At 35.6% G+C, this 23,338-nt stretch carries 16 protein-coding genes; 10 read left to right on the forward strand and 6 right to left on the reverse strand.

The window, feature by feature from the left end; translation table 11 throughout:
• Positions 1–77 precede the first annotated feature (77 nt).
• The 3 genes from J0M08_04070 to J0M08_04080 are packed head-to-tail and all read right to left on the reverse strand — an operon-like array spanning position 78 to position 4,977.
• Positions 78–1,295, reverse strand: a complete 1,218-nt coding sequence (locus J0M08_04070; protein MBN8702216.1) for an amidohydrolase — start codon at positions 1,293–1,295, stop codon at positions 78–80.
• Between the two features lie 7 nt (positions 1,296–1,302).
• Positions 1,303–1,665 carry a sulfite exporter TauE/SafE family protein gene (locus tag J0M08_04075; protein MBN8702217.1) on the reverse strand — a complete coding sequence of 121 codons (363 nt, stop codon included), beginning with the start codon at positions 1,663–1,665 and terminating at the stop codon, positions 1,303–1,305.
• A 12-nt stretch (positions 1,666–1,677) separates the two neighbouring features.
• Complete coding sequence (locus tag J0M08_04080) at positions 1,678–4,977, reverse strand: hypothetical protein (GenBank protein MBN8702218.1); 3,300 nt, start codon at positions 4,975–4,977, stop codon at positions 1,678–1,680.
• A gap of 183 nt (positions 4,978–5,160) precedes the next feature.
• On the opposite strand from J0M08_04080, the gene J0M08_04085 reads away from it, so the two are divergent.
• From J0M08_04085 to J0M08_04095, 3 genes are all read left to right on the forward strand, one after another.
• Positions 5,161–5,799, forward strand: coding sequence for an MBL fold metallo-hydrolase (locus tag J0M08_04085; GenBank protein ID MBN8702219.1), 639 nt, complete (start codon positions 5,161–5,163; stop codon positions 5,797–5,799).
• The gene (hisB, locus tag J0M08_04090) at positions 5,799–6,341 is read left to right on the forward strand and encodes a histidinol-phosphatase (protein ID MBN8702220.1); all 543 of its coding nucleotides are present in this window, start codon (positions 5,799–5,801) and stop codon (positions 6,339–6,341) included. Before J0M08_04085 ends, hisB begins: the two co-directional genes overlap by 1 nt.
• An 84-nt stretch (positions 6,342–6,425) precedes the next feature.
• Complete coding sequence (locus J0M08_04095) at positions 6,426–7,220, forward strand: thymidylate synthase (protein MBN8702221.1); 795 nt, start codon at positions 6,426–6,428, stop codon at positions 7,218–7,220.
• 21 nt (positions 7,221–7,241) lie between these two features.
• Here J0M08_04095 and J0M08_04100 read toward each other — a convergent pair whose 3' ends face one another.
• Complete coding sequence (locus J0M08_04100; protein ID MBN8702222.1) at positions 7,242–7,586, reverse strand: hypothetical protein; 345 nt, start codon at positions 7,584–7,586, stop codon at positions 7,242–7,244.
• A 53-nt stretch (positions 7,587–7,639) separates the two neighbouring features.
• Between J0M08_04100 and J0M08_04105 the strand changes: the two genes are divergently transcribed.
• The gene (locus J0M08_04105) at positions 7,640–8,086 is read left to right on the forward strand and encodes a hypothetical protein (GenBank protein ID MBN8702223.1); all 447 of its coding nucleotides are present in this window, start codon (positions 7,640–7,642) and stop codon (positions 8,084–8,086) included.
• A gap of 12 nt (positions 8,087–8,098) precedes the next feature.
• On the opposite strand, the gene J0M08_04110 is transcribed toward J0M08_04105, so the two are convergent.
• Positions 8,099–9,574, reverse strand: a complete 1,476-nt coding sequence (locus J0M08_04110) for a gliding motility-associated C-terminal domain-containing protein (GenBank protein ID MBN8702224.1) — start codon at positions 9,572–9,574, stop codon at positions 8,099–8,101.
• 199 nt (positions 9,575–9,773) lie between these two features.
• Here J0M08_04110 and J0M08_04115 point away from each other — a divergent pair, with 199 nt between their 5' ends.
• Positions 9,774–12,665 (forward strand): insulinase family protein, encoded by a 2,892-nt coding sequence (locus J0M08_04115; protein ID MBN8702225.1) that lies wholly within the window; start codon positions 9,774–9,776, stop codon positions 12,663–12,665.
• 11 nt (positions 12,666–12,676) lie between these two features.
• On the opposite strand, the gene J0M08_04120 is transcribed toward J0M08_04115, so the two are convergent.
• Entirely contained in the window at positions 12,677–14,167 is a 1,491-nt protein-coding gene (locus J0M08_04120; GenBank protein ID MBN8702226.1) for a hypothetical protein, read from the reverse strand.
• A gap of 177 nt (positions 14,168–14,344) precedes the next feature.
• Here J0M08_04120 and J0M08_04125 point away from each other — a divergent pair, with 177 nt between their 5' ends.
• The 5 genes from J0M08_04125 (at position 14,345) to J0M08_04145 (ending at position 23,336) form a co-directional block, all read left to right on the forward strand.
• Positions 14,345–16,195 carry a T9SS type A sorting domain-containing protein gene (locus tag J0M08_04125; protein ID MBN8702227.1) on the forward strand — a complete coding sequence of 617 codons (1,851 nt, stop codon included), beginning with the start codon at positions 14,345–14,347 and terminating at the stop codon, positions 16,193–16,195.
• Positions 16,196–16,322: 127 nt separating this feature from the next.
• Positions 16,323–20,981, forward strand: coding sequence for a T9SS type A sorting domain-containing protein (locus tag J0M08_04130; GenBank protein ID MBN8702228.1), 4,659 nt, complete (start codon positions 16,323–16,325; stop codon positions 20,979–20,981).
• A 536-nt stretch (positions 20,982–21,517) separates the two neighbouring features.
• A complete protein-coding gene (locus J0M08_04135; GenBank protein MBN8702229.1) occupies positions 21,518–22,303 on the forward strand; it encodes a hypothetical protein in 786 nt (261 codons plus the stop codon).
• A 34-nt stretch (positions 22,304–22,337) separates the two neighbouring features.
• Entirely contained in the window at positions 22,338–23,069 is a 732-nt protein-coding gene (locus tag J0M08_04140) for a hypothetical protein (GenBank protein ID MBN8702230.1), read from the forward strand.
• 69 nt (positions 23,070–23,138) lie between these two features.
• The gene (locus J0M08_04145; GenBank protein ID MBN8702231.1) at positions 23,139–23,336 is read left to right on the forward strand and encodes a hypothetical protein; all 198 of its coding nucleotides are present in this window, start codon (positions 23,139–23,141) and stop codon (positions 23,334–23,336) included.
• Positions 23,337–23,338 lie beyond the last annotated feature (2 nt).

The following is a 23,338-nucleotide window of genomic DNA, read 5'->3' on the forward strand; positions in this document are numbered from 1 at the left end:
TACGAATACCACAACTTGCAATTAAATCCGAAGATTGCAGACGAAGAGTTTACACGAAATTACAAGGACTATAAATTTTAATTTGCAGCACTAAGCTCTTTTACAGCTAACCACGCCATTAATCCAGTCCCAATTTCTAGGGCGTTTTCATCAATGTCAAATGTGGATGTGTGTACGTTTGAAGTTATTCCTTTTGATTTATTGCCGGTTCCTAGGCGGTAAAAACACGCTGGTACAATTTGCGAGTAGTATGCAAAATCTTCTGCTGTCATTCGAAGCTCAAGTTCTTCTACATTCTCTTTTCCTAAATAAGTTTCTGCTGCTTCAATTGCATGTTGTGTAACAATTTCGTTGTTTATTAAAAAAGGGTATCCAATTTTAATATCTACTATGCAACTACCGTTACCAGATTTTGCAATACGTTCGGTGGTTTGTGTTAGTAGCTCATGCGCTTTTTTTCTCCACGCTTCGTTCATGGTTCTAAATGTGCCTTCTATGTGCACTGTATCCGGAATTACATTGGTGGCACCATTCCCAACAATTTTTCCAAATGCCAATACGGTAGGAATTTGCTTTTCTATTTTTGTTTGCTCGTCCATAAATAATTCGTGGAGAGTAGTAGTAATTTTAGATGCAATAAGAATCGGATTAGTGTAGGTGTGCGGCATGGCAGCGTGTCCGCCTTTGCCGGTTATGGTTATGTAAATTTCATCGGTAGATGCCATATACATTCCTTTTCTAAAACCAACTTTTCCTGTTTCCATAGTCGGAAAAACGTGTTGCCCAAAAATGCTATTCGGTTTAGGGTTTTCTAATACACCTTCTTCTATTAGTAATGATGCGCCTCCCGGCAGTTTTTCCTCTCCCGGTTGAAAAATAAATTTAATAGTTCCACTCCATTCAGACTGAAATTCTTTAAGAATTAACAATGCTCCAAGCAAACAAGTGGTATGTACATCGTGTCCGCAGGCGTGCATCACACCTTCGTTTTTAGATTGATAAGGTGTCGCTGTAGTTTCGTAAATTGGCAGTGCATCTATGTCGGCACGAAGTGCAATGGTCGTGTTGCTACTTTTGTTTTCTCCTTTCAAAACACCTACAATTCCAGTTTTTGCTACGCCTGTTGTATGTTCAATGCCGAATTGCGTTAGGATAGAAGAAATATATTCGGCTGTTTTATATTCTACAAAAGATAGTTCGGGATGCGCGTGTAGGTGTCTTCTTATTTCGATAAGCTTGGTTAAAAGCTCCGAAGATTTTTTTTTAAATTTTGGTAGTAATTCAGTTGTGCCCACTTTTGTTTTATTTACCAAAAATCATTTTCAAGGAAATGATAAGCGTAAGTACTCCGAATATTCTTTTTACAGCTTGTTGGTCAATACTAATGGCTAGTTTAGAGCCGTAATAACTGCCAATAACAAATGTGCTAGATACGATTAATGCCGTTTTAATATCTACATGTCCGGCTTTGTAGTAGTTTATAGCACCTAAAATTCCAATAGGCAACAAAAACATGGCTAGTGTTGTGCCTTGTGCCTGGTGTTGTGAAAACCCTAAAAAATAAACCAACGCAGGTACAATAATAATTCCACCGCCTACGCCCACCAATCCACTTAAAACACCTGCTGCAATTCCGGTAAGTAATAATGCAATGTATTCGTTCATAAGTTATATAAATTAAAAATCGAGTGTAAATGATAAATAGCGCATGGTTGGTTTTTTCTTTCCTGCATCTTCATCGTAAGCAGATGGCAACACGTATCCATTCTCTACGCCCCAAGCCCAGTCGAGCCGAACAAAATAACCTAATAGCTTACTTCGCAAACCAATTCCATAACTGCCAATTATTGGTTGTCTGTTGGTTTTAAGTGTAACTTTTATAGGATTGCCGGGGTTTCCAACAATTACTTTGTTTATAGAGTTGTCTTGTCCAAAAGGTGATTTTCCTGCCCAAGCCACACCTAAATCTCCAAATCCAATAACTTGAAAGTTATTTACAAAGTCAGACCGAATAGGTCTGTCTAAAAGATATCGGAAAATGGGACAACGTAGTTCGCTGTTCAGTAGTACAAAACTATTTCCGTTGCGGATGTTTTGGTAAAAACCTCTCATCGGTGTAGCAATGGTTTGGAATGCATAGTTTTGGTCTGTTGCTACACGAATTGATTTGTCGAATTTAGGAACTAGCCAATTATCTACGCCCCCCATATAATACACTAGCTTTTGATTACCGAATGAAGTGCTTGCCGCAATTCGATTTGCCCAAATTAACTCACGATGTATTTTTTGATAATGTCGTATATCAGCACCCAATACAATCATATCGGTTTCTCTTTTGTCAACCTGTTGTAAGTATTCGGCAAAGACTTTTAATCGTGTGCCATTGTATAAATTGAGGCCTCTTTTTATGGTGTTGTCGAAAATGTATTCCACCTTGGCGGTAGCCCAAGTTTGGTAGGCATTTTCTTGTTTCAATCCCGCTAAATCGTTTGCATAATAAACGGTTTTGTCGTTTCGGATGTTTAGTGTACCTCTAATTGCAGATACTTCGCTAAACGGCCATTTTACAATGTATTTGGCTTGATGCGTTTGTACTTTAAGAAGCGGAGATTGATTAATAGATTGGCGGTGCAAAATAATTTGTTTGTCTAAATTTTTCACTCTGTTTTCGTAGCTCAATAAATATTCGTTACTTCCTAAATCGGCTGAAAGACGCATGGCAGCCGTTATTCGGTAGTCGTCAAATAAATCGCTCATGGATATTTTAAACAAACCTGTAAATCCGGGGTTGTTGTAAATAGGGCTTCCCCCACCGGTAAACACTTGGTAGTTGGTATTTAAAAAATTGTTGTCGAGTTGGGTAGTTACATAATCAATAGCATAGTTTATGTAATAATTTTTTTGCTTAGCTAGTGTAAATTTTTTCTCGATTGGATTTCCAAGAGAATCAAGCTCTACAGCATTTGCTGCTATTTCATTGCTTTGTTTAGTGGGTTCTTTTTTTTCGCTCTCGAATAGGTAATTGCTTATGTCTATTACACTTGTGTCTTTTTGTTCTTCGCTAGTTTGTGGTTTGGTAAAAATAATTGCGTTGGAGTTCTGTGTGCTATCAATAGCAATAGGTTCTAGCTTTTGTTGTGCGAGTATGTTTCTGCCTGTGGCAAATGTTGTGTTTTTAGGTTCGGATATTTGTAGTGCAGAAACTGCGCTTAGCGGCTTAATGAGTAGTTTGTATTTGCCATCGTGAAAAATGATTTCAGAAAGTCGTTTGGCGTTGCTGTTTACATCGTGCTCAATAATGTTTCTGGAATAATTAGAGGCTGGGCTCGTTGTAATAACATCTCTGTAATGTGTGGCAGTGTCTATATAACTTATTGTGCTGTCAAATTTAGCAACGTATCTATTTTTAATTCCTGATGCGTCAGATAAAAATGAAATATATCCATCCATGTAATCCGCAGCGTGGTCTTCGTCAATAAATGGAGTGTTGGTAACACGTTTTAAAACGGGCGATTTTTTTTGGTAGTCGTATGCAAAAATATCTTTGGTAAACTCAGTTAACTTGTTTTCTGTAGAGGCTTTTAGTGTGTCGTTTGTTCTGTTAGAGCTAAATACAACCTTTGTGCCGTTTAATGCAAATCTGGGATGTAGGTCGTCAAAAATATCGTTTGTGATTTGTTCGTACGCATTGGATGCGGATGTAAGAATAAAAATGTCTGACTGCCCTTTTGTTTTTAACACAGCAGACATTGCCATTTTTTTACCATCATTGTTATAGGAAATGTCGAGCACTTTTTCAAAATTCTGCAAATTGCGTTCTTGCTTTTTTTTGTCTTCGAGTGTGTAGGTAATATTTTTTATGATTCCTTTTCGCTCCAAAATTATGGTTAAAATTTTTCCGCTCGGATGCCATGCCAATAAAGGGAATGAGTTGTCGTTTATGCGTTCAATTTTATTTCCACCTTTTACAATTCTGTTTTTTTTGTTGGTAGTAGCATCGTACAACCATACCTTGTATTGTCCAAGTTCGTTTGTTACATAAGCGTAGTGCGCACCATCCGGACTAACTTTAAACTGGTTAAATATTCTGTTTTTTGTTCTCTTGATTTTCAACTCGTCAGCGGGCAAAAGCCTGTCTTTGCTGTCGTCTTCGTATTTGGTGCCATAATATACAAGCCAATCGTATGTTAGGTTTCGGAGTGATGTGCCCATTACAAATAAAAATGCTTGCTCTATATTTCTGCTTACACGAGTCATGTATAGCAAGTTTGGAATTATTTGTTGACCATAATTATCGGCTACATAGTTCCAAATAGAATGTCCGGCATAAACAGCTTCTACTCCGGTAAGGCGGTTGAATTTATTGTATTTTCCGGAAAGTATTCCGTCTTTTACACGGTTGTCTATATCGGAATTCCAGTTGTTGGATAGATAGGAAACAAGTCCTTTTTGGTACCATTCCGGAAGTGTAAGTAATGTAGAGTTTCTTAGCACTTCGCGCATGTTGCCACCATAAAGCATAAGGCTTACGGCTATTTCGGCAATACCAGCTTTTATTTGTTGTTCGAGTTTTGCATGGTCGCCCTCAAAAAAAAGAATTATTTTGGTGCCTACAATTCTTGTTGTTCCGCCTACATTGTATTGCTCTTCCGAAGAAAGACCAATATTACTTTGTATAAAATCGGATTGTTTGTTGTAAACAATGAATTGTATTTTTTCCTCCAGTTCGTAATCAATTACTTTTTCTATTTCTTTTATGTTTCGTACTGCCGATTCAGACACGTAATTGGCAATCTCTTTGCCGCCTTCGTAAAAGTAAACCTGATATTTATCGTAGTTGTAATACGTCCAGTTAATTTCCATGTATTGAACTCTGTTTTTGCCAAAATCCATTTGCGACCCATTGTAAAACTGTCCACGAAGGTGTGCAGAAATGAGAAGTAGAATTCCGAAAAAATAACAACAACGTTTATACATGAAAAAGCGCTATAAAAAATAGTAATGCAAAAGCTTATCGCATACTGCATCTTAAATATAAGAAAAAGGAGGGGGTTAATAAAAATTAATTTTAGTGATGGGTGGGTGTGTTTACAAAAACGAAATACCCACACATTTATAAAAGCATTTCACTAAATTTAGATGCACATAAATACAGTAGCTATGACTACCATACAAACATTTACATTCGGGCCATTTCAGGAAAACACCTATATACTTAGCGATGAAACTAAGCAAGCCATATTGATAGATGCAGGCTGCTTTGAAAGCAGCGAGCAACAAGCGCTTGCGAGTTATATTAAGGATAATAAGCTGAATTTGGTTAAGCTAATTAATACACACGGACACGTAGATCATGTAATTGGTAATAAATTTGTTTACGACACATTCGGGCTTTCTACTTACATACACAAATTGGATTTGCCTGTATTGGAAGCGTTGCCTAGGGTAGCCCAGATGTATGGTTTTCATGCAGAAGCACCGCCTGCACCTGCAGGCTTTATTGACGAGGGAGACCAAATTGTATTTGGCAATACTGTGTTGGATATTTTGTTTACTCCCGGTCATTCGCCCGGTAGCGTTTGTTTTTATCATAAAGCGGAGCAATACGTTATTGGCGGAGATGTGCTTTTTTATGGAAGCATTGGCAGAACCGATTTGCCGGGAGGTAATCATGCTGCACTTATTACTAGTATTAAAACTAAATTGTTGACGCTTGATGATACGGTAAAAGTGTATTCGGGGCACGGACCGGTTACCAATATTGGTTTTGAGCGCAAGAACAATCCGTTTTTAAAGTAATGAGCATAAATAAAGATAAACTGCTTTTTGTAGATAGAGATGGCACTCTAATTGTGGAGCCTAAAGGAGATTTTAGGGTAAACACGTTAGAGAAATTAGACTTAATGCCATTTGTGATAAGTAGTTTGTATAAAATAACAAAAGAGCTGGGCTATAAGTTGGTAATGGTTACCAATCAAGATGGTTTGGGAACGGCTGATTTTCCTGAAGATTCTTTTTATAAAGTTCAAAACAAACTACTAAAATTATTTGCAAACGAAGGTGTAGATTTTTTGGGAGTACATATTGACAAAACGTACGAACACGAAAAGCAGCCTACGCGCAAGCCGGGCACCGCTATGTTAACCAAATACATGAATGAGCAATATGATTTGAAAAATTCTTTTATGGTTGGAGATAGTTGGGTAGATATGAAGCTTGCGGAGAACCTGGGGTGCAAGTCGATTGTTTTTAACAATAAACAGCTCGATTCCTTGTCGTGTGTTGGTTTTAGAGCAGAGGATTGGCAGCAGATATATACGTTTCTTAAAAAAACTGGTTAATAATTCAGGTAAAACTATGTGTTGGTAATTGTGTTTTTTATAAGGCTATTTGTAAATTTGCTCGTTACAATTTAAACACAACAAATGCAACAATACCACGATTTAATGCGCCATGTTTTGGCAACTGGTGCAAAAAAGACAGATAGAACCGGAACAGGAACCGTAAGCGTTTTTGGATACCAAATGCGTTACAATTTGGCAGATGGATTTCCGCTTGTAACAACAAAAAAATTACATTTAAAATCAATTATACACGAGTTGATTTGGTTCTTGAAAGGAGACACCAATATAAAATACTTAAAAGATAATAATGTAAGTATTTGGGATGAGTGGGCAGATGAGAACGGGAACTTAGGTCCGGTATATGGCCACCAGTGGCGCTCCTGGCCAACACCAGATGGCGGACACATAGATCAAATAACACAAGTAATAGAACAGATAAAAAAAAATCCTGATTCTAGGCGATTAATTGTAAGTGCATGGAATGTGGCAGACATAAACAAAATGAAGCTGCCTCCGTGCCATGCGTTTTTTCAATTTTATGTGGCTGATGGAAAATTGTCTTGCCAGTTGTATCAGCGAAGTGCCGATATTTTTTTAGGTGTGCCATTTAACATTGCATCGTATGCTATTTTATTGCTGATGGTAGCGCAAGTATGTAATTTGCAGCCCGGAGAATTTGTGCATACGCTTGGCGATGCGCATTTGTATTCGAATCACATAGAGCAAGCAAATTTGCAATTGACAAGAGATTTAAAACCATTGCCAACGTTGAAGTTGAACCCTGATGTCAAAAATATTTTTGATTTTAAGTTCGAAGATTTTACGTTAGAAAACTACAATCCACATCCGCATATTAAGGCTGTTGTTGCTGTTTAAGGACGATAAGTTTTTCTAAAATTATTTTTTCTTAAACCATCTTACCAAGAAAAATTCGCGCTTGTTGGTGTTTACTCTATTAGATTTACGCTTAGCTTGTTTCATGCGTTTGCGTGTTTCTTTATCTTGAATACGTTTGTGGTGGTCTTTAATTTTTTTGCGTTCGGCTTTTTCTTTCTTGCGTTGTTCCTTCCATTCTTTTTTTGCTTTTTTTCTTTTTGCCCTGGAAGTGGCAGGAGTTTTAGATTGTTCGTATTGTGTGTTTTGGGAGTTTCTTTCTGCCGGTTGATTTTGAGAATACCCCAAATTTGTTTGCAGGCAAAGCAACACAAAGAATAAAGGAATACTATATTTTAATAATCGCATAAACTAGTTCGTTAGTACGTAAAGTTAAAAATACTATGTACTTTTGTAGCACAATGAGTACTATAAAAAACAAAATACTTATTTCTTGTTTACTAATTGGGTTGTTGGTTGTTGTTTTTAACTCTTGCAAAAAAGATAAAACGCAAGGTGGCATTCCAAACGTGCATGTAGATGTGTTTTTATATTCGTCCGATCCAAACTTTACTCCACTTAATGTAGTTGGCGGTTCTGTTTATTTAAACGGAGGTTCTAGAGGACTTATTGTATTCAGGGTGTCTAATACAGAGTTTGCGACTTACGATAGGCATTGCCCAAATGAACCGGAAGATGCGTGTGGTGTTGTTGATGTTGATAATTCTGGTATTTGGGGTGTTGATGCGTGTTGCAGTTCTAAGTTTTTATTGCAAGATGGATCCGTTGTTAGTGGGCCATCCACTTATTCGTTAAGACGATACGAAACTACGTTTGACGGTACAGTGCTGCACGTTTATAATCCATAGAAGAAATTCCCTCTATCTTATTAGTTGCAAATATCCTGTGTGTTGCTTTGTAGTTTCTTTTATATCTGTTGTGTTTAAAAGATAGTAATAGGTGCCATCGGATGCATTATTTCCGTTATTCATTATAATCCCATTCCAGTGTTGTTGAGAGTCGTTTGTTTCGAAAACAAGTATGCCCCATCTATTATATATTTTTAAATCATACTCTTTTATCCCTTTATTTTTTATGGTAAATAAATCATTTTTCGCATCTCCATTGGGTGTAAACACATTGGGAACAAGCAACTCGATTTCCGGTTCTTTGTAATTATCGTTATCAATTACAGTAATCTGAACTTGGTCTTGTGCATTTAACATACAAGCATTGCCCTTTATAAGGTTGTACAATCCAAAGGTATCACCGCCACCGGATACTTGGGTAATTGTAAAAATAGCTGTTTCGTTAGGCTCGGGAATTGTGTCGGATATGTGCAGAGAAATTGTGATATAGTGTAACGAATCGTTTATATTAAAGGCATAGGGCGGGATAGTCATAATTATGTCGTTTCCTATTTGAAAAGAAATTACACCGCTTATAACATTGCCTCCAGAGCCCGAGTATTTTGTTCCAATTGTAAAATCATCTACAGAAAGTGTGCTTGATGCATCTAATGTAATAATTACTGTTGCCGGAGAGCTAGTGGTGCCGCTTACTGCAAGCGATAGGTAGTAAATGCTATCTTCTTCTATTTGTGGTATGTTTACACGATTTGTTAAATCGGTTGGCAAAAAAGTTACTTGCGGTTTTACGGATATACTTATCAAATCCAAGAAGTTTCCTATTGTATTATTTCCACTGCCGGTGCCAATAGATTGGAACGATATTCTATATGTCCCTGTTACATTACAAATCCACACATCTCCATGTTTAGCCCATCCACCTGTGCTTGCAATGCCATTGGTTACAGAAGCATTTGAGCTGGTAATTAAGAGTTTTGAATATAATTTAACGCCAGTATAAACTATTGTCCCTGCTGCCCATTGGTTTGGGTCTGAGATAAAAAACTCGGCAGTGTCAGCTAGTGTTGCAGATCCTCTTCCTCTGTGAAATGCAGTCCATACAATGGTGTCTCCCGCTGTTAAGCATACATCCTGATATAATGCGGAATTATCTTCTGCATTTAATTCAACAAACTGATTGCCACCTCCCGTTGTAATACTAACCCCTAAAGCTCCTGACCCCCAAACTTCTATAGGATGATCGAACGACCCTAAGTTGACATTTATAGGATGCGTAGATTGCCAACCTAACATAGGATTAAGAGAGCTTGAATTAGCAGCATCTATAATATTAACACCGGTTGGGTTAAGCACTGGTGGAATTTCAAAACTAGTATTTATAATATCTCTGGTAGGTAATTTTGGCGATGGATTTGGAATAATAGGTGGTTGCTGAGAAAAACTAAGTGCCGATTTTACTGTAAAAAGGAATGTAAATAATTTATTCATGTGTAACTCTTGCTTATTGTTTTAAACATACCACAATAGATTTGGCATATCGAAACAAAAAACGCGAATTATTGCATTTTGATTGTCCATAATGTCTTTAGTTGACTTATTTACAGAGGTTTATCTCTACGATGCATTTCCTTTAGAATAGTCTAATTATTGTATTATTTTAGATGTATCAACTTTAATTAAACGAAATATGTTATCTAAGAAAATATTTTTTGTATTTGGATGTGTCGCAAGTTCAATACTAGTAGTAGCGCAAACGTCTGTACTAAAGCCGGTAGAAAAGATTGTTAAAAAAACAGACGAACTTGTAATTCCGTATGAAAAATTTATTTTGAATAATGGTTTAACAGTGTTGATACACGAAGATCATTCTGATCCCGTAGTACATGTTGATGTTACTTACCATGTTGGCTCAAACAGAGAGCAGGAAGGGCGTTCGGGGTTTGCGCATTTTTTCGAACACATGATGTTTCAGGGCTCTGATCATGTGGCAGACGAAGAACATTTTAAGCTTTTGTCTGAAGCCGGAGGCACATTGAATGGAACTACATCTAACGACAGAACTAATTATTTTGAAACTGTGCCGTCTAACCATTTAGAACTTGCTTTGTGGTTGGAAGCAGATAGAATGGGTTTTTTATTAGACGCTGTTACCCAACAGAAATTTGAAATACAACGCGCAACTGTAAAAAATGAGCGGGGGCAAAATTACGATAATCGACCGTATGGATTGATTAATGAGAAAACTAACGAAGCACTTTATCCTAAAGGACATCCTTATTCCTGGCCAACAATTGGATACATTGAAGATTTGAATAGAGTAGGGGTGGACGATTTGAAAAGATTTTTCTTGCGTTGGTATGGTCCAAACAATGCGGTGTTGACTATTGCAGGTGATGTAAATACACAAGATGCACTCAAACAAGTGGAGAAATATTTTGGTGTAATAAATAAAGGACCGGAGGTAAAGAAAATGCCTAAAATGCCTGTTACGCTTGATAAAAGCAGATACATTGCCTACGAAGACAATATTCGATTTCCGATGGTTAGGCTTACGTATCCTACCGTTCCGAACTTTCACGAAGATGAAGCTCCTTTGGATGTGTTGTCAAATATTTTAGGAGGGGACAAAAATTCTATTTTCTATCAAACATTTGTAAAATCTCAATATGCCATACAAGCCAATGTAATGAATCCATGTAGCGAATTGTCCGGAGAGTTCAATGCTACTGTGCTTGTTTTTCCTGATAAATCATTGGTAGAAGCAGAGAAGATGATTCAAAAGTGTTTCGAAGAGTTTGAAAAAAGAGGTGTTACCGATGAGGATTTGATAAAATATAAAGCACACTACGAATCGTATTTGGTAAATACATTATCTAGTGTGAGTGGCAAAGCAACTTCACTTGCTAATTATTACATAAAGGCAGGGGATGCAAATTATATACAAAAGGATTATGCGCGTTATATGAAAGTTACCAAAGAAGATGTAATGCGTGTGTATAGTAAGTATATAAAAAACAAACCTGCTGTTGTGCTTAGTGTGTGTCCGAAAGGCAAGTTAGATATGGCTGTTCAGACTTCTAATTATACTGTACCTTCAAGAGATGTAAGTGTTGCTGAGTCGGACGAGTATAAAAATCTAACCTATAAAAAGCCGGTAGATGTTTTTGATAGAAGTAAAAAACCGGCAGCAAAGGCAAGTCCGGTGGTTACGGTGCCCGATTATTGGACAGAAAATTTTCCGAATGGGTTGAAATTAATTGGTGTAAAAAGTGATGAAGTGCCGAGTGTAACGCTAAAGCTTAGTATAGAAGCCGGTCACAGACAAGAGGATTTATCAAAAGCAGGGTTGGCACAAATTACAGCCGATTTATTAAATGAATCTACTACAAAAAGAAGTGCGGAAGAAATTGCTCAAGAGCTAGATAAATTGGGCAGTTCGGTGGATGTGAGTGCCGGCACAGATGATATTACAATTACAATTACTTCGCTAACAAAGAATATAGATGCCACATTAAAAGTTGCTGAAGAAATTTTATTTCAACCAAAGTTTGATGAAAAAGAATTTGAACGCTCAAAAAAACAGATGTTGGAAGCCATAGCAAACCAGGCTACACAACCTACCACTATTGCCAATAATGTGTATGCAAAGTTGTTGTATGGACACGACCATATTTTAGGTGTTCCTACGTTGGGTACAGCTAAAACTGTAGGTTCAATTACGCTGGAGGATGTAAAGCAATACTACACAAATAAATTTTCTCCGAGCATTTCTAAATTGGTTGTTGTAGGAGATATTTCCAAAGAGTTGACCTTAGCGAAACTCGCATTTTTAAAAAATTGGAAAGCTAAAACAGTTGAGAATGCAAAACCCGTAAATGCTCCTGCTGTAGATAAAACAAGATTGTATTTTGTAAATAAAGAAAAGGCTGCACAGTCGGAAATACGTATGGGTTATTTTGCCATGCCATACGATGCTACCGGAGAATATTACAAATCGCAATTGATGAATTTTGTTTTAGGTGGAACTTTTAATAGTAGATTAAATTTGAATCTGAGAGAAGCCAAAGGCTATACATATGGGGCAAGAAGTTATTTTTCGGGGAATAAATCTTTTGGCCAATATTCGGCATCAGCAGGAGTTAAGACAGATGTTACGGACAGTGCTGTGGTAGAATTTTTAAAAGAAATAAAAAACTATGCCGATAAAGGCATTACCGATATTGAGCTGGATTATATGAGAAAGTCGGCAACGCAAGGAGAAGCGCTTAAGTACGAGAGCCCATCTGACAAAGCAGCATTTTTGAAAAAAATTATCGAATATAATTTAGACAAAGGTTATACAAAAAAACAAAGTGAGATAGCTTCTACTATTTCTAAGGAGGAAATAAATGCGCTTGCTAAGAAAAATTTGAAATACAATAATATGTACATGTTGGTAGTTGGAGATAAAAATAAGGTGTACGACAAATTAACTAAGCTTGGGTACGAAGTTATAGAATTGGATACGGAAGGGAATCCCACTACTAAAATAGACACAACAACACCTGCTTCTGAACTGGATAAAAAAATAAAAGATTAGTCATTCTGTTTTCACATTAGATCAATCATTACCGTTTTTTGCAGCTTAGATTTAATCCATGCAGAAATATCTAAAAAAGAAGAAGAATCGTAAACATCTTGATTTTGTTGAAAAAAAGAGGCAACCTCTTTTTTTAACTTTAAAAACTCGCTATACTTTTGCGTTTCGCTTAAGTTGTTTTTAAGAATTTTGTATAAAGGGGAGAAAAGCAGATTACAAAAAGAAAAATAGCTATCGTAATCAACAGTTAGTTTTTTTAACTCATCCAACTCACTAACAAAAAGCGGTAATTTATTTTGGTCGAATCTCTTCAAAACCTGCATAAATCGCAACATAATGTGTAGGTCAAATCTATCTCTCAAACTGTCTTTATAGTTGTTAAATAAGTCGGCAGCATATTTATTCGATTTTTTATATTCGCCCATTATAAAATATCCGTAGGAAAGCCAATATTTAAGCTCTAACTCTAATCTACCACTTAATTGAATTTTCTTTAGTGCCAACTCTAGGGCAAAAAACTCTTTTTTAAATAACGAAACATGTCCAATCTTAAGGTAGCTTATCATTAAGGCAGAACTGGCTTGTAATTTCTCGGAATAGAACATAGAGGAGTGCACCATTTTGTATTTATGCATATACGCAATAAAAGTTTTATAGTCTTTTTCATTGTATAGATTTATAAGTGATCTATAAAACGATTCTACATAAATATGTTCAGAAAGAAACTCCTTGTTTTTTATTAAAAAATTAAGAGTGTCCGTTAAATAATATAGCTGCTTCTGTTTCTCTTTTTTTATAGCATGGAAAAAATATAGTATGTTATTGTATTTTATTCTTTCCGTTAGAGAAAGCTCATTCAAATTCGTCTGATTTTTAAAAGCCACTACATCTGCCAATACCTGTTCATTCGCAACCATGTTATTTTTGTTAATTTGAGTATGGTGCAAAATAAGGCTGTTGAGCAAAAAAGTAATATCGAATTTCCTTGATATTATTTTTGATTGTTGAATGGCCATATCTCTTATTCTCCTGTTTTCGTTTACAAATTCCTGTCCACTCTTAATTAGTGTTAAATTAATTCGCATGAGTACATTGAGTAAAGCAGGATACATTTCTATCAACTCCTTATTTTTTACTATGGCCTCTGCTTTTTGATATAAAAAATATGCATAATCGGCATCTCCTTTATTAAGTATGTATTCTATTTGTGTAATATAGTATGCCACCAATCCATACTTATTATTATCTATATTGTGATAAGTCATAGAATCAATTATCACATTGTAAAGCCGATTTTTAATTACAGCAAAATTGTCCGATATCCCTGTTTCTCTAAGTTTTAGTTTTAGCTCATCTTCATCATATTCTTTCTGCTTTTCAATCGCATCAAATAATACGATGTAGTTTTTCCCTTTTTCTTTGTTAACCCACATTTTGAAATACCTTTTTTCTCCTTTTGTAAGTGAGTGTATTAACGTATGTATTCGTTCTCTGTTTTGCATAATCAAAATTATTTTCACTAAAAATAGTACATATTAAATGAAATGCAAAAATTTGTAATGATGTGATATACAGGTAAATAAAAAAAGTATAAATTAAATAGAAGTGTAATTGAAGTGTCATTTTTTGCTTGACAGACCTCGATTGCTGGAATACATTTGCAGCAACTTAACCAATCATTGAAAAAAAATTACCATGAAAGCAAAAAAACTATCCTTGCAGGAATGCTGGCAATAGCTTCATTCTCGTGTACTACAAAACTCAATGCTCAAGCAGCTGTTAATTGGCGGACAGAACTTAGCAACCATCCATTTTCGGCCTTTGGAGAGGGCGATGCATCGTCAACCGAAGCCTTTATAGATACCGTTAGCAATAGAATATATCGATTTAACAACGATATGTTCGAGGAAAAGGGAACATACGACTACGATCCAGGAACAACTAAAGCAAACAAAACAGGAGATGTTATTGCCTGCTACGATGCAGCGACAGGAAAATATCTTTGGGCTAATGAAATACAACACATATCTACTAGCGGCTACGTTTCTCTCGAAGCTATAACTACAATTGGCAACAAAAAAGGATTGTTTGTGGCAGGAAGTTTTACCGGAAAAATGAAATATGGAACAACTATTTTTAATTCCACAAATATACCATCTACAAACAACACATTTCCATCTAAAGATTTATTCATTTTCAAGTTGGATGAAAATGGGAAACTACTAAAGTCAATTATAATTAAACCTATTCAGCAAGGAGGATCTTCCGGAGGATACGTACGAGCAATTACCACAGATGTAAATGGTGCTGTATGTGTTGCCTTTGAAAACTACAGCGGCAGCTTGGAAACATATGATGTAAATCCAGGAACAGGAATTAATAAGGCGATTATAAACGAAGGAGATGTTATTATTGCCAAATATGATATAAATCTAAATTATTTAAACCACAATGTTATTTCAACATTTGGCAACAATATAGATGTTAGAACTATTGTCTTTGATGCAGGTAAAAACTTAGTAGTAAATGCAGTATTTGCAGCCTACAACAACAACGGAACAGATTTAGATACAAAGCAAGCTGGGAAACAAAGTATAGTTTATACGCTTGCTAATTCGGGCTATTCGGAGAGACAAATATTAATTAAATACAATTCCAACTTAGGGCTGGCATGGCACAAAACATTTGATCAATCGCTTTATTCATTGAAAATGAATGTTGACGGCACCGGAGCTATTTATTTAGGTGGAGTACTTACATCCGGAGATATTTTTACACTAAGTAGTACTCAAAAGCTGAAAGGACCAAAAGATAGTGCGCGCATATTTGTTGCGAAATATGACAAGCTGGGTAACTACAAATCGTGCTTTAGTGAAACCAGAAAAGATAGAGCTTATGTAGATCAATACGATTTTTCTATCGACAGCAAAAACAACATCTATTTTGCCGGTTCATTAGATTATTCTGTATATATGTTTAAACTAAAAACAGCTTCTGCTACAAACTCATTTAGTCAAGTTTGGAAAAACAGAATACAAAATACGAACGCGATAGCAGAAAACTATCTATTTGGACTTACGGTACTACCCGTTAAAAATAGTGTGTTTTTGTTTGGAGCAATAGAAGGAGTGGCAACTTATAAGGACTTGGTAAATAACCCGATGTCGAAGTTTACCGTACAGAGCGGCCATAGTGAAATAGCTATAAAATATACTTTATCCGGAGCAGCACTATCTGCTGAAGAGCAAGTAGAAGAGAATAGTAACATTTCCTATAAATTAAGCAATAATGTATCTTCTATTAATTTGTCTATCTACCCAAACCCAGCTACAGATGTACTTACTGTAAAAAGCACACTAAGTGAGATTGCTGTTATTACAATTTATAACTACAACGGAGTTGCAGTAAAAACAGCACAAGCCACCGAACAAGAAACAAAACTTAACATCTCTGAACTACCAGGTGGAATGTACTTTGTAGAGGTTGTTGGGAATGATTATAAAGAAATTAGAAAAATAATTAAACAATAAAAAATGTAGAATTAAAAAGTGGTCAAACAGTCAAAAAGTCGGTTGATCTGTTAGTCGAGAAAAAAAATGAATAGACTAACTGACTAGAAGATTAAAAGCAATTTCCTAACCTTTTAAACTAAAAAACATGAAAACAAAAATTATTATATCGACAGTAATATTCTGTTTAGTTTATATACTCTCAAACTCACAGTCATTGGGTTGGGCAAAACAAATTGGTAGCACAACAGGTAATGATGAAGGTAAGTCTATAACTGTGGATGCCTTTGGAAATATTTATACTAAGGGTTATTTTGACAATAAAGTTGATTTTGATCCGGGCGTAGGAGTGTATAATCTTACTTCTAATGGACCAAGAGATATATTTATTTCGAAACTAAATGCAGCAGGAAATTTTGTTTGGGCTAAACAGTTAACTATTAACAATTCCAATGATTTAAATCTACTATTAACCACGGATGCTACTGGTAGTGTATATACCACAGGAAATTTTTCGGGAACTGTTGACTTTGACCCGGGTTCGGGAGTGTTTAGTTTGAGTTCTGCCGGAGCCGGTAAGGATATTTTCATTCAAAAGTTGGATTCTAACGGAAATTTTGTTTGGGCTAAAAAAATTGGAGCAAATGGTGTAGATTTAGCTGCTTCCATATCTGTTGATGCATTAGGTAACGTATATACTACAGGCCAATATACCGATGTTGTTGATTTTGATCCAGGAGTAGGTGTTTTTAAACTCACAGCCCCAACCATAAACCCATATTTATTTATTTGTAAAATAAATGCAGTAGGAAATTTTGTTTGGGCTAAAAGTATTGAAACAGATGGGAATACTAATTACAGTTCTATTAAAGCGGATGCTTTGGGAAACGTATATACCGTAGGCGAATTTAAGAATGCGGTTGATTTAGACCCAGGTATAGGAACATACACAGTTAGTGCAGGAGTGGGTCCTCATACATTTGTTGTAAAATTAAATACTTCTGGAAATTTTGTTTGGGCTAAGCATTTTGAATCGAATTCGACTACAACAGCGTTTTCATCTAGGTATATAGAAATGGATACGCAAGGTGATTTATATGTTGCCGGAAATTTTGATGGCACTATTACCTTCGACCCTGGAATAAATATTCACACTCTATCTGATTTAAGCGCGTATAACCCGGGTTTTGTTTGTAAATTAAACTCTGCGGGTAATATAAAATGGGTAAAAAAAATAGATAACGTTACTATAGATAGAATAGTAATTGACCAGAATAATAACTTATACTTTTCCGATTTTTTTTATCTTAATAGAAGTGTTTTAAAAGTAAATGCTTTTGGAAATGTTTCCTGGAGATTATATTTTGGTTATGATCTTTATATAAATTCCATGGCTGTTAATAATGCAGGAGAACTATTTTTTACGGGACGTTTTAGTGATAAAATTGATGTTGATGCGGGAGCAGATACCATCTATCTTTCCAGCAATAGTTATGATGATGCTTTTATTTTAAAGTATAATACCTTAAACCCTTGCGCAAATGATGAATGCAGCAATGCGCAACAACTGATTCCTACAACTCCGCAATCTCTTACCCTAGCTAGTTTTAATCTAGCAACGCAGTCAATCGCTCCTGAAAATTGTACTGGATCAACTTCGTTGCAAGCGAATGATGTTTGGTTTAAGTTTGTAGCGGATTCTACGACAAATTCAATTGTAGTGAATCATGGACAGTACGATCAGCCAACTATTGGGGTGTATAATTCATGTGGAGGAAATTTATTGGCTTGTGTAGATACACCGTTTACGGATGATTACACCACACTTACATATAATAATTTTGTAATTGGCCTAACTTATTTTATTCGAGTGTATGCAAATAGCCTGCCACTACTAGATTATGATTTTTCTATTTGTGTTACCAATAAACCGATTAATCCCTCAAATGATGATTGCACAGGAGCATTACCTATCACAATAGCAGCAAACGACTCGGTATGTAATCCACTAAAAGTGAACACCGATTTTGCAACAAACTCAAATCAGTATTCTACCTGTTGGAATGCCACTAAAAATGATATGGATGATGATGTGTGGTATAAATTTACTGCAACATCCCAAAATATTGGAATGGCTGTTTCTAATTTAAGCGGTTACACTTATAGTAGTTGGAGTAAATATATTTCCTATGCCTTATACTCAGGCGCTCCTGATTCTTTAACTCAGGTGGATTGTGGTTCAAATTTGCCTTACGCCACTAAAGGGTTTAAAGACCTAGTTATAGGTCAAACCTATTATTTACAAGTCATGTTCGGAGAAACATATTATAGAGGGACGTTTGATCTTTGTTTGTTTCAACGTCCTGCAATAGATGAATGCTCAACCACCTCTGCAATGTTAATTCCTAATTCCACTTGTAATTTTGTGAGTGGTACATTAGAAAAAGCTACAAAGTCGCCAATGTATAATACTTCTAGTTGGAATACCTGCGATTACGGTAATTCTAGTTTTAATGAATTAAGAGATGTTTGGTACAAATTTGTAGCAAGCAATACATTTAATACCATTACCGTTAATCCTTCAATTGGTTTGGATGTTATTCTTGCCGTATTTGATTCGTGCGGTGGAGTTCCTTTCATATGTGAAAATAACAATCCCCAAGGAGGACTTGAAAATAATACACATGGAAATTATAGTGTCGGAAAAACATATTATATCCGAGTGCGCGAGTACACTTCAAATAGCACTACGTCCACTTTTAATATTTGCATCACACAACCAACTTCCGGATTCAGCGCAACTGCAACATCAACTCCAATAAAATGTAATGGAGCTTCGGATGGAGTTGTAAATGTAACTGCTGTAGGAGGCACGCAACCATACAACTATAGTTGGAATACAAATCCTGCACAACACACACAAGTAGCAACAGGTGTTCCAGCCGGCACGTATGTTTGCTTGATTACCGATGCAAACAATTCTACAGCACTTGCGGCAATAATACTTAAGCAACCATCTGCTCTACAAATTACATCAACTGTTACTTCTGTTAATTGCAATACAACAAATTCTGGCTCTGTACTTATAGCTACAGCTGGTGGTACAGCTGGTTATTCATATAAGTGGAATAATGGTAATACAACGGCTAATTTGCAAAATGTACCAACGGGTATTTACTCAGTAACAGTGCAAGATGCCAATGCATGCCAAGCAGTAAGAAGTTTTTCAATTCAGCAAGGTGGAAATTTAACTAATACAATTTCTGTAGTGCAACAAATTTCTTGTTACGGAAGTTCAGATGGTATAGCGCAAGTTGTTACTACAGGTGGAACGCTTCCACTAACTTATCTGTGGAGTAAAGGGAATAGTAGTTCAATAGCGTCTCAATTATCAGTAGGAATACTTACGGTAACTGTTACGGATGCAGCTGGCTGTGTTGCCACCACAAGTGTAAATATTATTCAACCTCAAATTTTAGGAATAAGTACTTCTGTAATTAACAACACACAATGTAGTAATATACTGGGCTCCATAAATACTACCATTACAGGTGGTACAGCACCCTACAATTACAATTGGAATACGGGAGCAAAAGTAAGTAAACTGATGAATTTGCAATCAGGTGTATATTCTGTTACAGTACATGATAATAATGGATGTAGTGCATCAAAAACGGATAGTGTAAAAACAATAAGTCCGGTAAATTGGTTATCGCTGCCATTTTCAGAAGGCTTTTCGGCAACTAAGTTTGTACCCACCGGTTGGAAATATACCGCACCAGTTACAAACAACAAATGGAAGCGTGTTAGCGGTGTAGGAGGTTTTGGCACAAGTTCCAGTTGTGCTGTAATAACACATTATAGCAACAAAGCGATAGATAAACAGCGCGATGAACTAGAAACGCCCTATATAAATATTACAGGAGCCAATAATTCTTTAGCCATAACATTTGATGTAGCCTACGCTCAGCGAGGCACCAAAAAAGATTCATTATTGATATATGTAAGTTCCGATTGTAGCAATATTTGGCAAAAAGTATATGCCAAAGGCGGAAGCTCATTAAAAACAGCACCAGCAACAAACTTGTCGTTCAAACCAACAAGCTCGCAATGGCGTAAAGAAACAATTAACCTTGCAGCATACAGCGGTGCAGCAAACATAAAGGTGAGAATAGTAAGTGTAGGCAATAAAGGAAACAATATCTATGTAGATAATATTAAACTTACTTACATACCAACAACAGTACCTGTTGCAAGTTTTACTGCAACTACGTATAATATTTGCGCAAGTGGTAGTTTTAAACCAACTAACACGAGCATAGGAGTACCAACAGGTTACACTTGGTTTATGCCTGGGGCAACACCAAGCACATCTACAGCAAAACATCCAACAATTAAATTCACTGCACCCGGAACCTACAACGTAACACTCATTGCTAAGAATGCTATTGGAAATAGCACTCCATTTACACATCAGGTTATTGTGGGTAATTGTAAAACAACCGATGAGGAGGAGTTAAATAATGCTGAGGAAACAGAAGAAGTAATAGTAGCTGAAGAAGCTTCATTGACAAGCAACCTAGAGGCATTGGTATATCCAAATCCTACCACCGGAGAACTAACAATATACGCTACAGCCACAGCCCAAAAAATACAAGTAGTAAATGTGTTAGGTACAGTAGTGGCAGAACTGATACCACAAACACAACTAAGCACTATTGACCTTAGCCAACAAACCAACGGAATATATTTTGTAAAAGTGCAGCAAAGTAATACTGTACAACTAATTAGAGTGGTTAAGCAGTAAAATGATTTGATAATTTGAAAATGAAAAATTTGAAAATTCCCCCTTGTGCGCAAAGCGTGTGGGTAAGAGCGAAGGGGAAGCGCGCTGGTTAGTGTGTGGTAGCGGGATTTAATTGAGGGAATGTTAAACTATGAATGTTGAACAAGAAAAGTAAAATAATCAATTGGTCTGTTAGTCAAAAAGAAACGAATAGACTAATCGAATAAACAAATTTTAAAATCGTTCTTTGTTTTTCTCATGCAGGTTAAAGGTGGAGTGCTACATTAATATAGCACTCCGCTTTTTAAATATATTTTTTTATAGCAACCTAATATCTGATGGTAAATATTGCAGAATTTAATTGCTTGATAGCCAAATATATTTAAGGTAATTGCGCTAGTGATTGTGCATGCCCAACTTGCCATTTGAGAAATAAATTATTTGACAAACGGTGCACAATCAATATACATTTGCGCCAACTTAACCCAATTAAGATTAATCATGAAAGCAAATTCAAACAAAGAATAGGAAATAAAGTGAGCAAACTCACTATTAAAATGAAAACAAAAAAAATCATACCCTGGATTTTAATTCTATCAATAATTATGCTTTCTGGTATAATTGGTTTTACAACAAGTATCATAAGTAAAACCAATACAAACCGATTGATTTTAGGAGAAAGAATTAATGGACAGGCAGTTTTTTACGATACCATTAATGGAAAGCCTTTGTTTACACTCAATGATTACGTTTTGGTAGAAACTGCTCCAACGGTAAATAATTGGTTAATTGCTGGGCTTTTTGTAAAACTTACCATAGAACAAATCTCTAGTTCTAAAATACTGCCAAACTCAATATTACTGGGAAAAGATGGAAAAGTTGCGGGTAAAACAAGTGATACCGTAGAAGTAGGAATGAGCTATGATAGTTTGGGTTTAATTAGGGCGTATACTCCTGTTAAAAGTATTGATCCCTCTACAATTGTGGAAAATGAACTAGAAAAATTACTTTTGGAAGGCAAAACAAAAAAATCGCAACTGGAGCCTTTTATGGCAAACTTTAAGTTTGAAAAGCTTGGAGTCGACACCTTTACAAATCTAACACAATATTGTATTTATGAAAGCCCTCTTGTTGATCTATCTCCTCGCGATAGAATAACGCTACTCTTTAATAACGAGAACAATTTACTGGGAGTGGTACATACAAGACTATTGGATAAATATGTCGACATTTCATTTGAGTTAATTAGAGGTCATGAATTAATCATTACATTAAAGATGCCGGAAGATGAAATACAAAGAATAATTAATGAAAGAAATAATTTTTATAACTCAATTGATTAACCTCACCCCTTTTTAATAAAACGCATAGCATAATATGTACGGTAAATTTCTAGCAATGTTAATTGGATATCTGTCGTTTTCTTTAACCGGTAACGTAAAGGCCGAATCTACAAATATTGATTCGTTGTGCTCAGCAACTATTACTTACAAAGAGTTTCGATCGAATGAAACAGTAGTTGTGAATTTTCCAACTATAATTTATGATAATGAAAAAATAGAACAAATAATTAATGAAACGATAATAGTTGAATATTTAACAAGTATATTCATCGAGGATACAGCGCAACTAAAAGATTCAACTGCAACTAATTTTTACTACACGATTGAATATGAGATCAAAAATAATTCTGATTGTATACTAAGCATATTTATTTCAAAAACCGAATTGGATACAACAGTATCTGCTACAAATGGGTTTTACAGTACTACCAACAACTATTTAAATTTTGATTTGAATACAGGAAGTCAGATTCAAATTAATGATATTATCCGCGCTGATAAAATGGGAATGCTAGTAGAACTGTGCAATAAAAAATTGCAACACAATTATTCAGTAGCAAAAAAAAAGAACAAAGAAATATATACCATTAATAGATATGAGGGCTACAAATTTGCAACCGAAGATCTTTCGACTTTCTATTTTACAAATAATGCATTGTGTTTTAACTGGGATTTCAACTTTAGGCATTGTGATTTGTACGCAGCCCCTAACTCACTTATCGAAATTACCAAAGAAGAATTAAAACAGTTCCTTATTTATAAATAACCTTAAGATGGTGAGAATCGCTACCAATCCTTATATTATTTACCAACACCTATTTATAATTAGTACATCATGAAAACAAATAAACGCATACATTTTTTAAAAGCCGTATTAATAATATCCGGTATTATTATCTCTATTTTATCATGCGACCGAATTAAAACGCCAACTTTGCAGGAAAGAAATGCAATAGCGGCTGAAATTGATAGTTTGCGAAATTTGAATACCGAAACGTTGGAATTAAAATCGAAAGCATACAGTACAATATAAAA

This window comes from Bacteroidota bacterium (genome assembly GCA_017303975.1).
Lineage (GTDB): Bacteria > Bacteroidota > Bacteroidia > JAFLBG01 > JAFLBG01 > JAFLBG01.

Coding starts and splice junctions, on each gene's coding strand:
- J0M08_04095 (MBN8702221.1), top strand. CDS start 6,426: ATGCAACAATACCACGATTTAATGCGCCATGTTTTGGCAACTGGTGCA.
- hisB (MBN8702220.1), top strand. CDS start 5,799: ATGAGCATAAATAAAGATAAACTGCTTTTTGTAGATAGAGATGGCACT.
- J0M08_04100 (MBN8702222.1), bottom strand. CDS start 7,586: ATGCGATTATTAAAATATAGTATTCCTTTATTCTTTGTGTTGCTTTGC.
- J0M08_04075 (MBN8702217.1), bottom strand. CDS start 1,665: ATGAACGAATACATTGCATTATTACTTACCGGAATTGCAGCAGGTGTT.
- J0M08_04130 (MBN8702228.1), top strand. CDS start 16,323: ATGAAAACAAAAATTATTATATCGACAGTAATATTCTGTTTAGTTTAT.
- J0M08_04105 (MBN8702223.1), top strand. CDS start 7,640: ATGAGTACTATAAAAAACAAAATACTTATTTCTTGTTTACTAATTGGG.
- J0M08_04140 (MBN8702230.1), top strand. CDS start 22,338: ATGTACGGTAAATTTCTAGCAATGTTAATTGGATATCTGTCGTTTTCT.
- J0M08_04120 (MBN8702226.1), bottom strand. CDS start 14,167: ATGCAAAACAGAGAACGAATACATACGTTAATACACTCACTTACAAAA.
- J0M08_04135 (MBN8702229.1), top strand. CDS start 21,518: ATGAAAACAAAAAAAATCATACCCTGGATTTTAATTCTATCAATAATT.
- J0M08_04080 (MBN8702218.1), bottom strand. CDS start 4,977: ATGTATAAACGTTGTTGTTATTTTTTCGGAATTCTACTTCTCATTTCT.
- J0M08_04110 (MBN8702224.1), bottom strand. CDS start 9,574: ATGAATAAATTATTTACATTCCTTTTTACAGTAAAATCGGCACTTAGT.
- J0M08_04115 (MBN8702225.1), top strand. CDS start 9,774: ATGTTATCTAAGAAAATATTTTTTGTATTTGGATGTGTCGCAAGTTCA.
- J0M08_04145 (MBN8702231.1), top strand. CDS start 23,139: ATGAAAACAAATAAACGCATACATTTTTTAAAAGCCGTATTAATAATA.
- J0M08_04085 (MBN8702219.1), top strand. CDS start 5,161: ATGACTACCATACAAACATTTACATTCGGGCCATTTCAGGAAAACACC.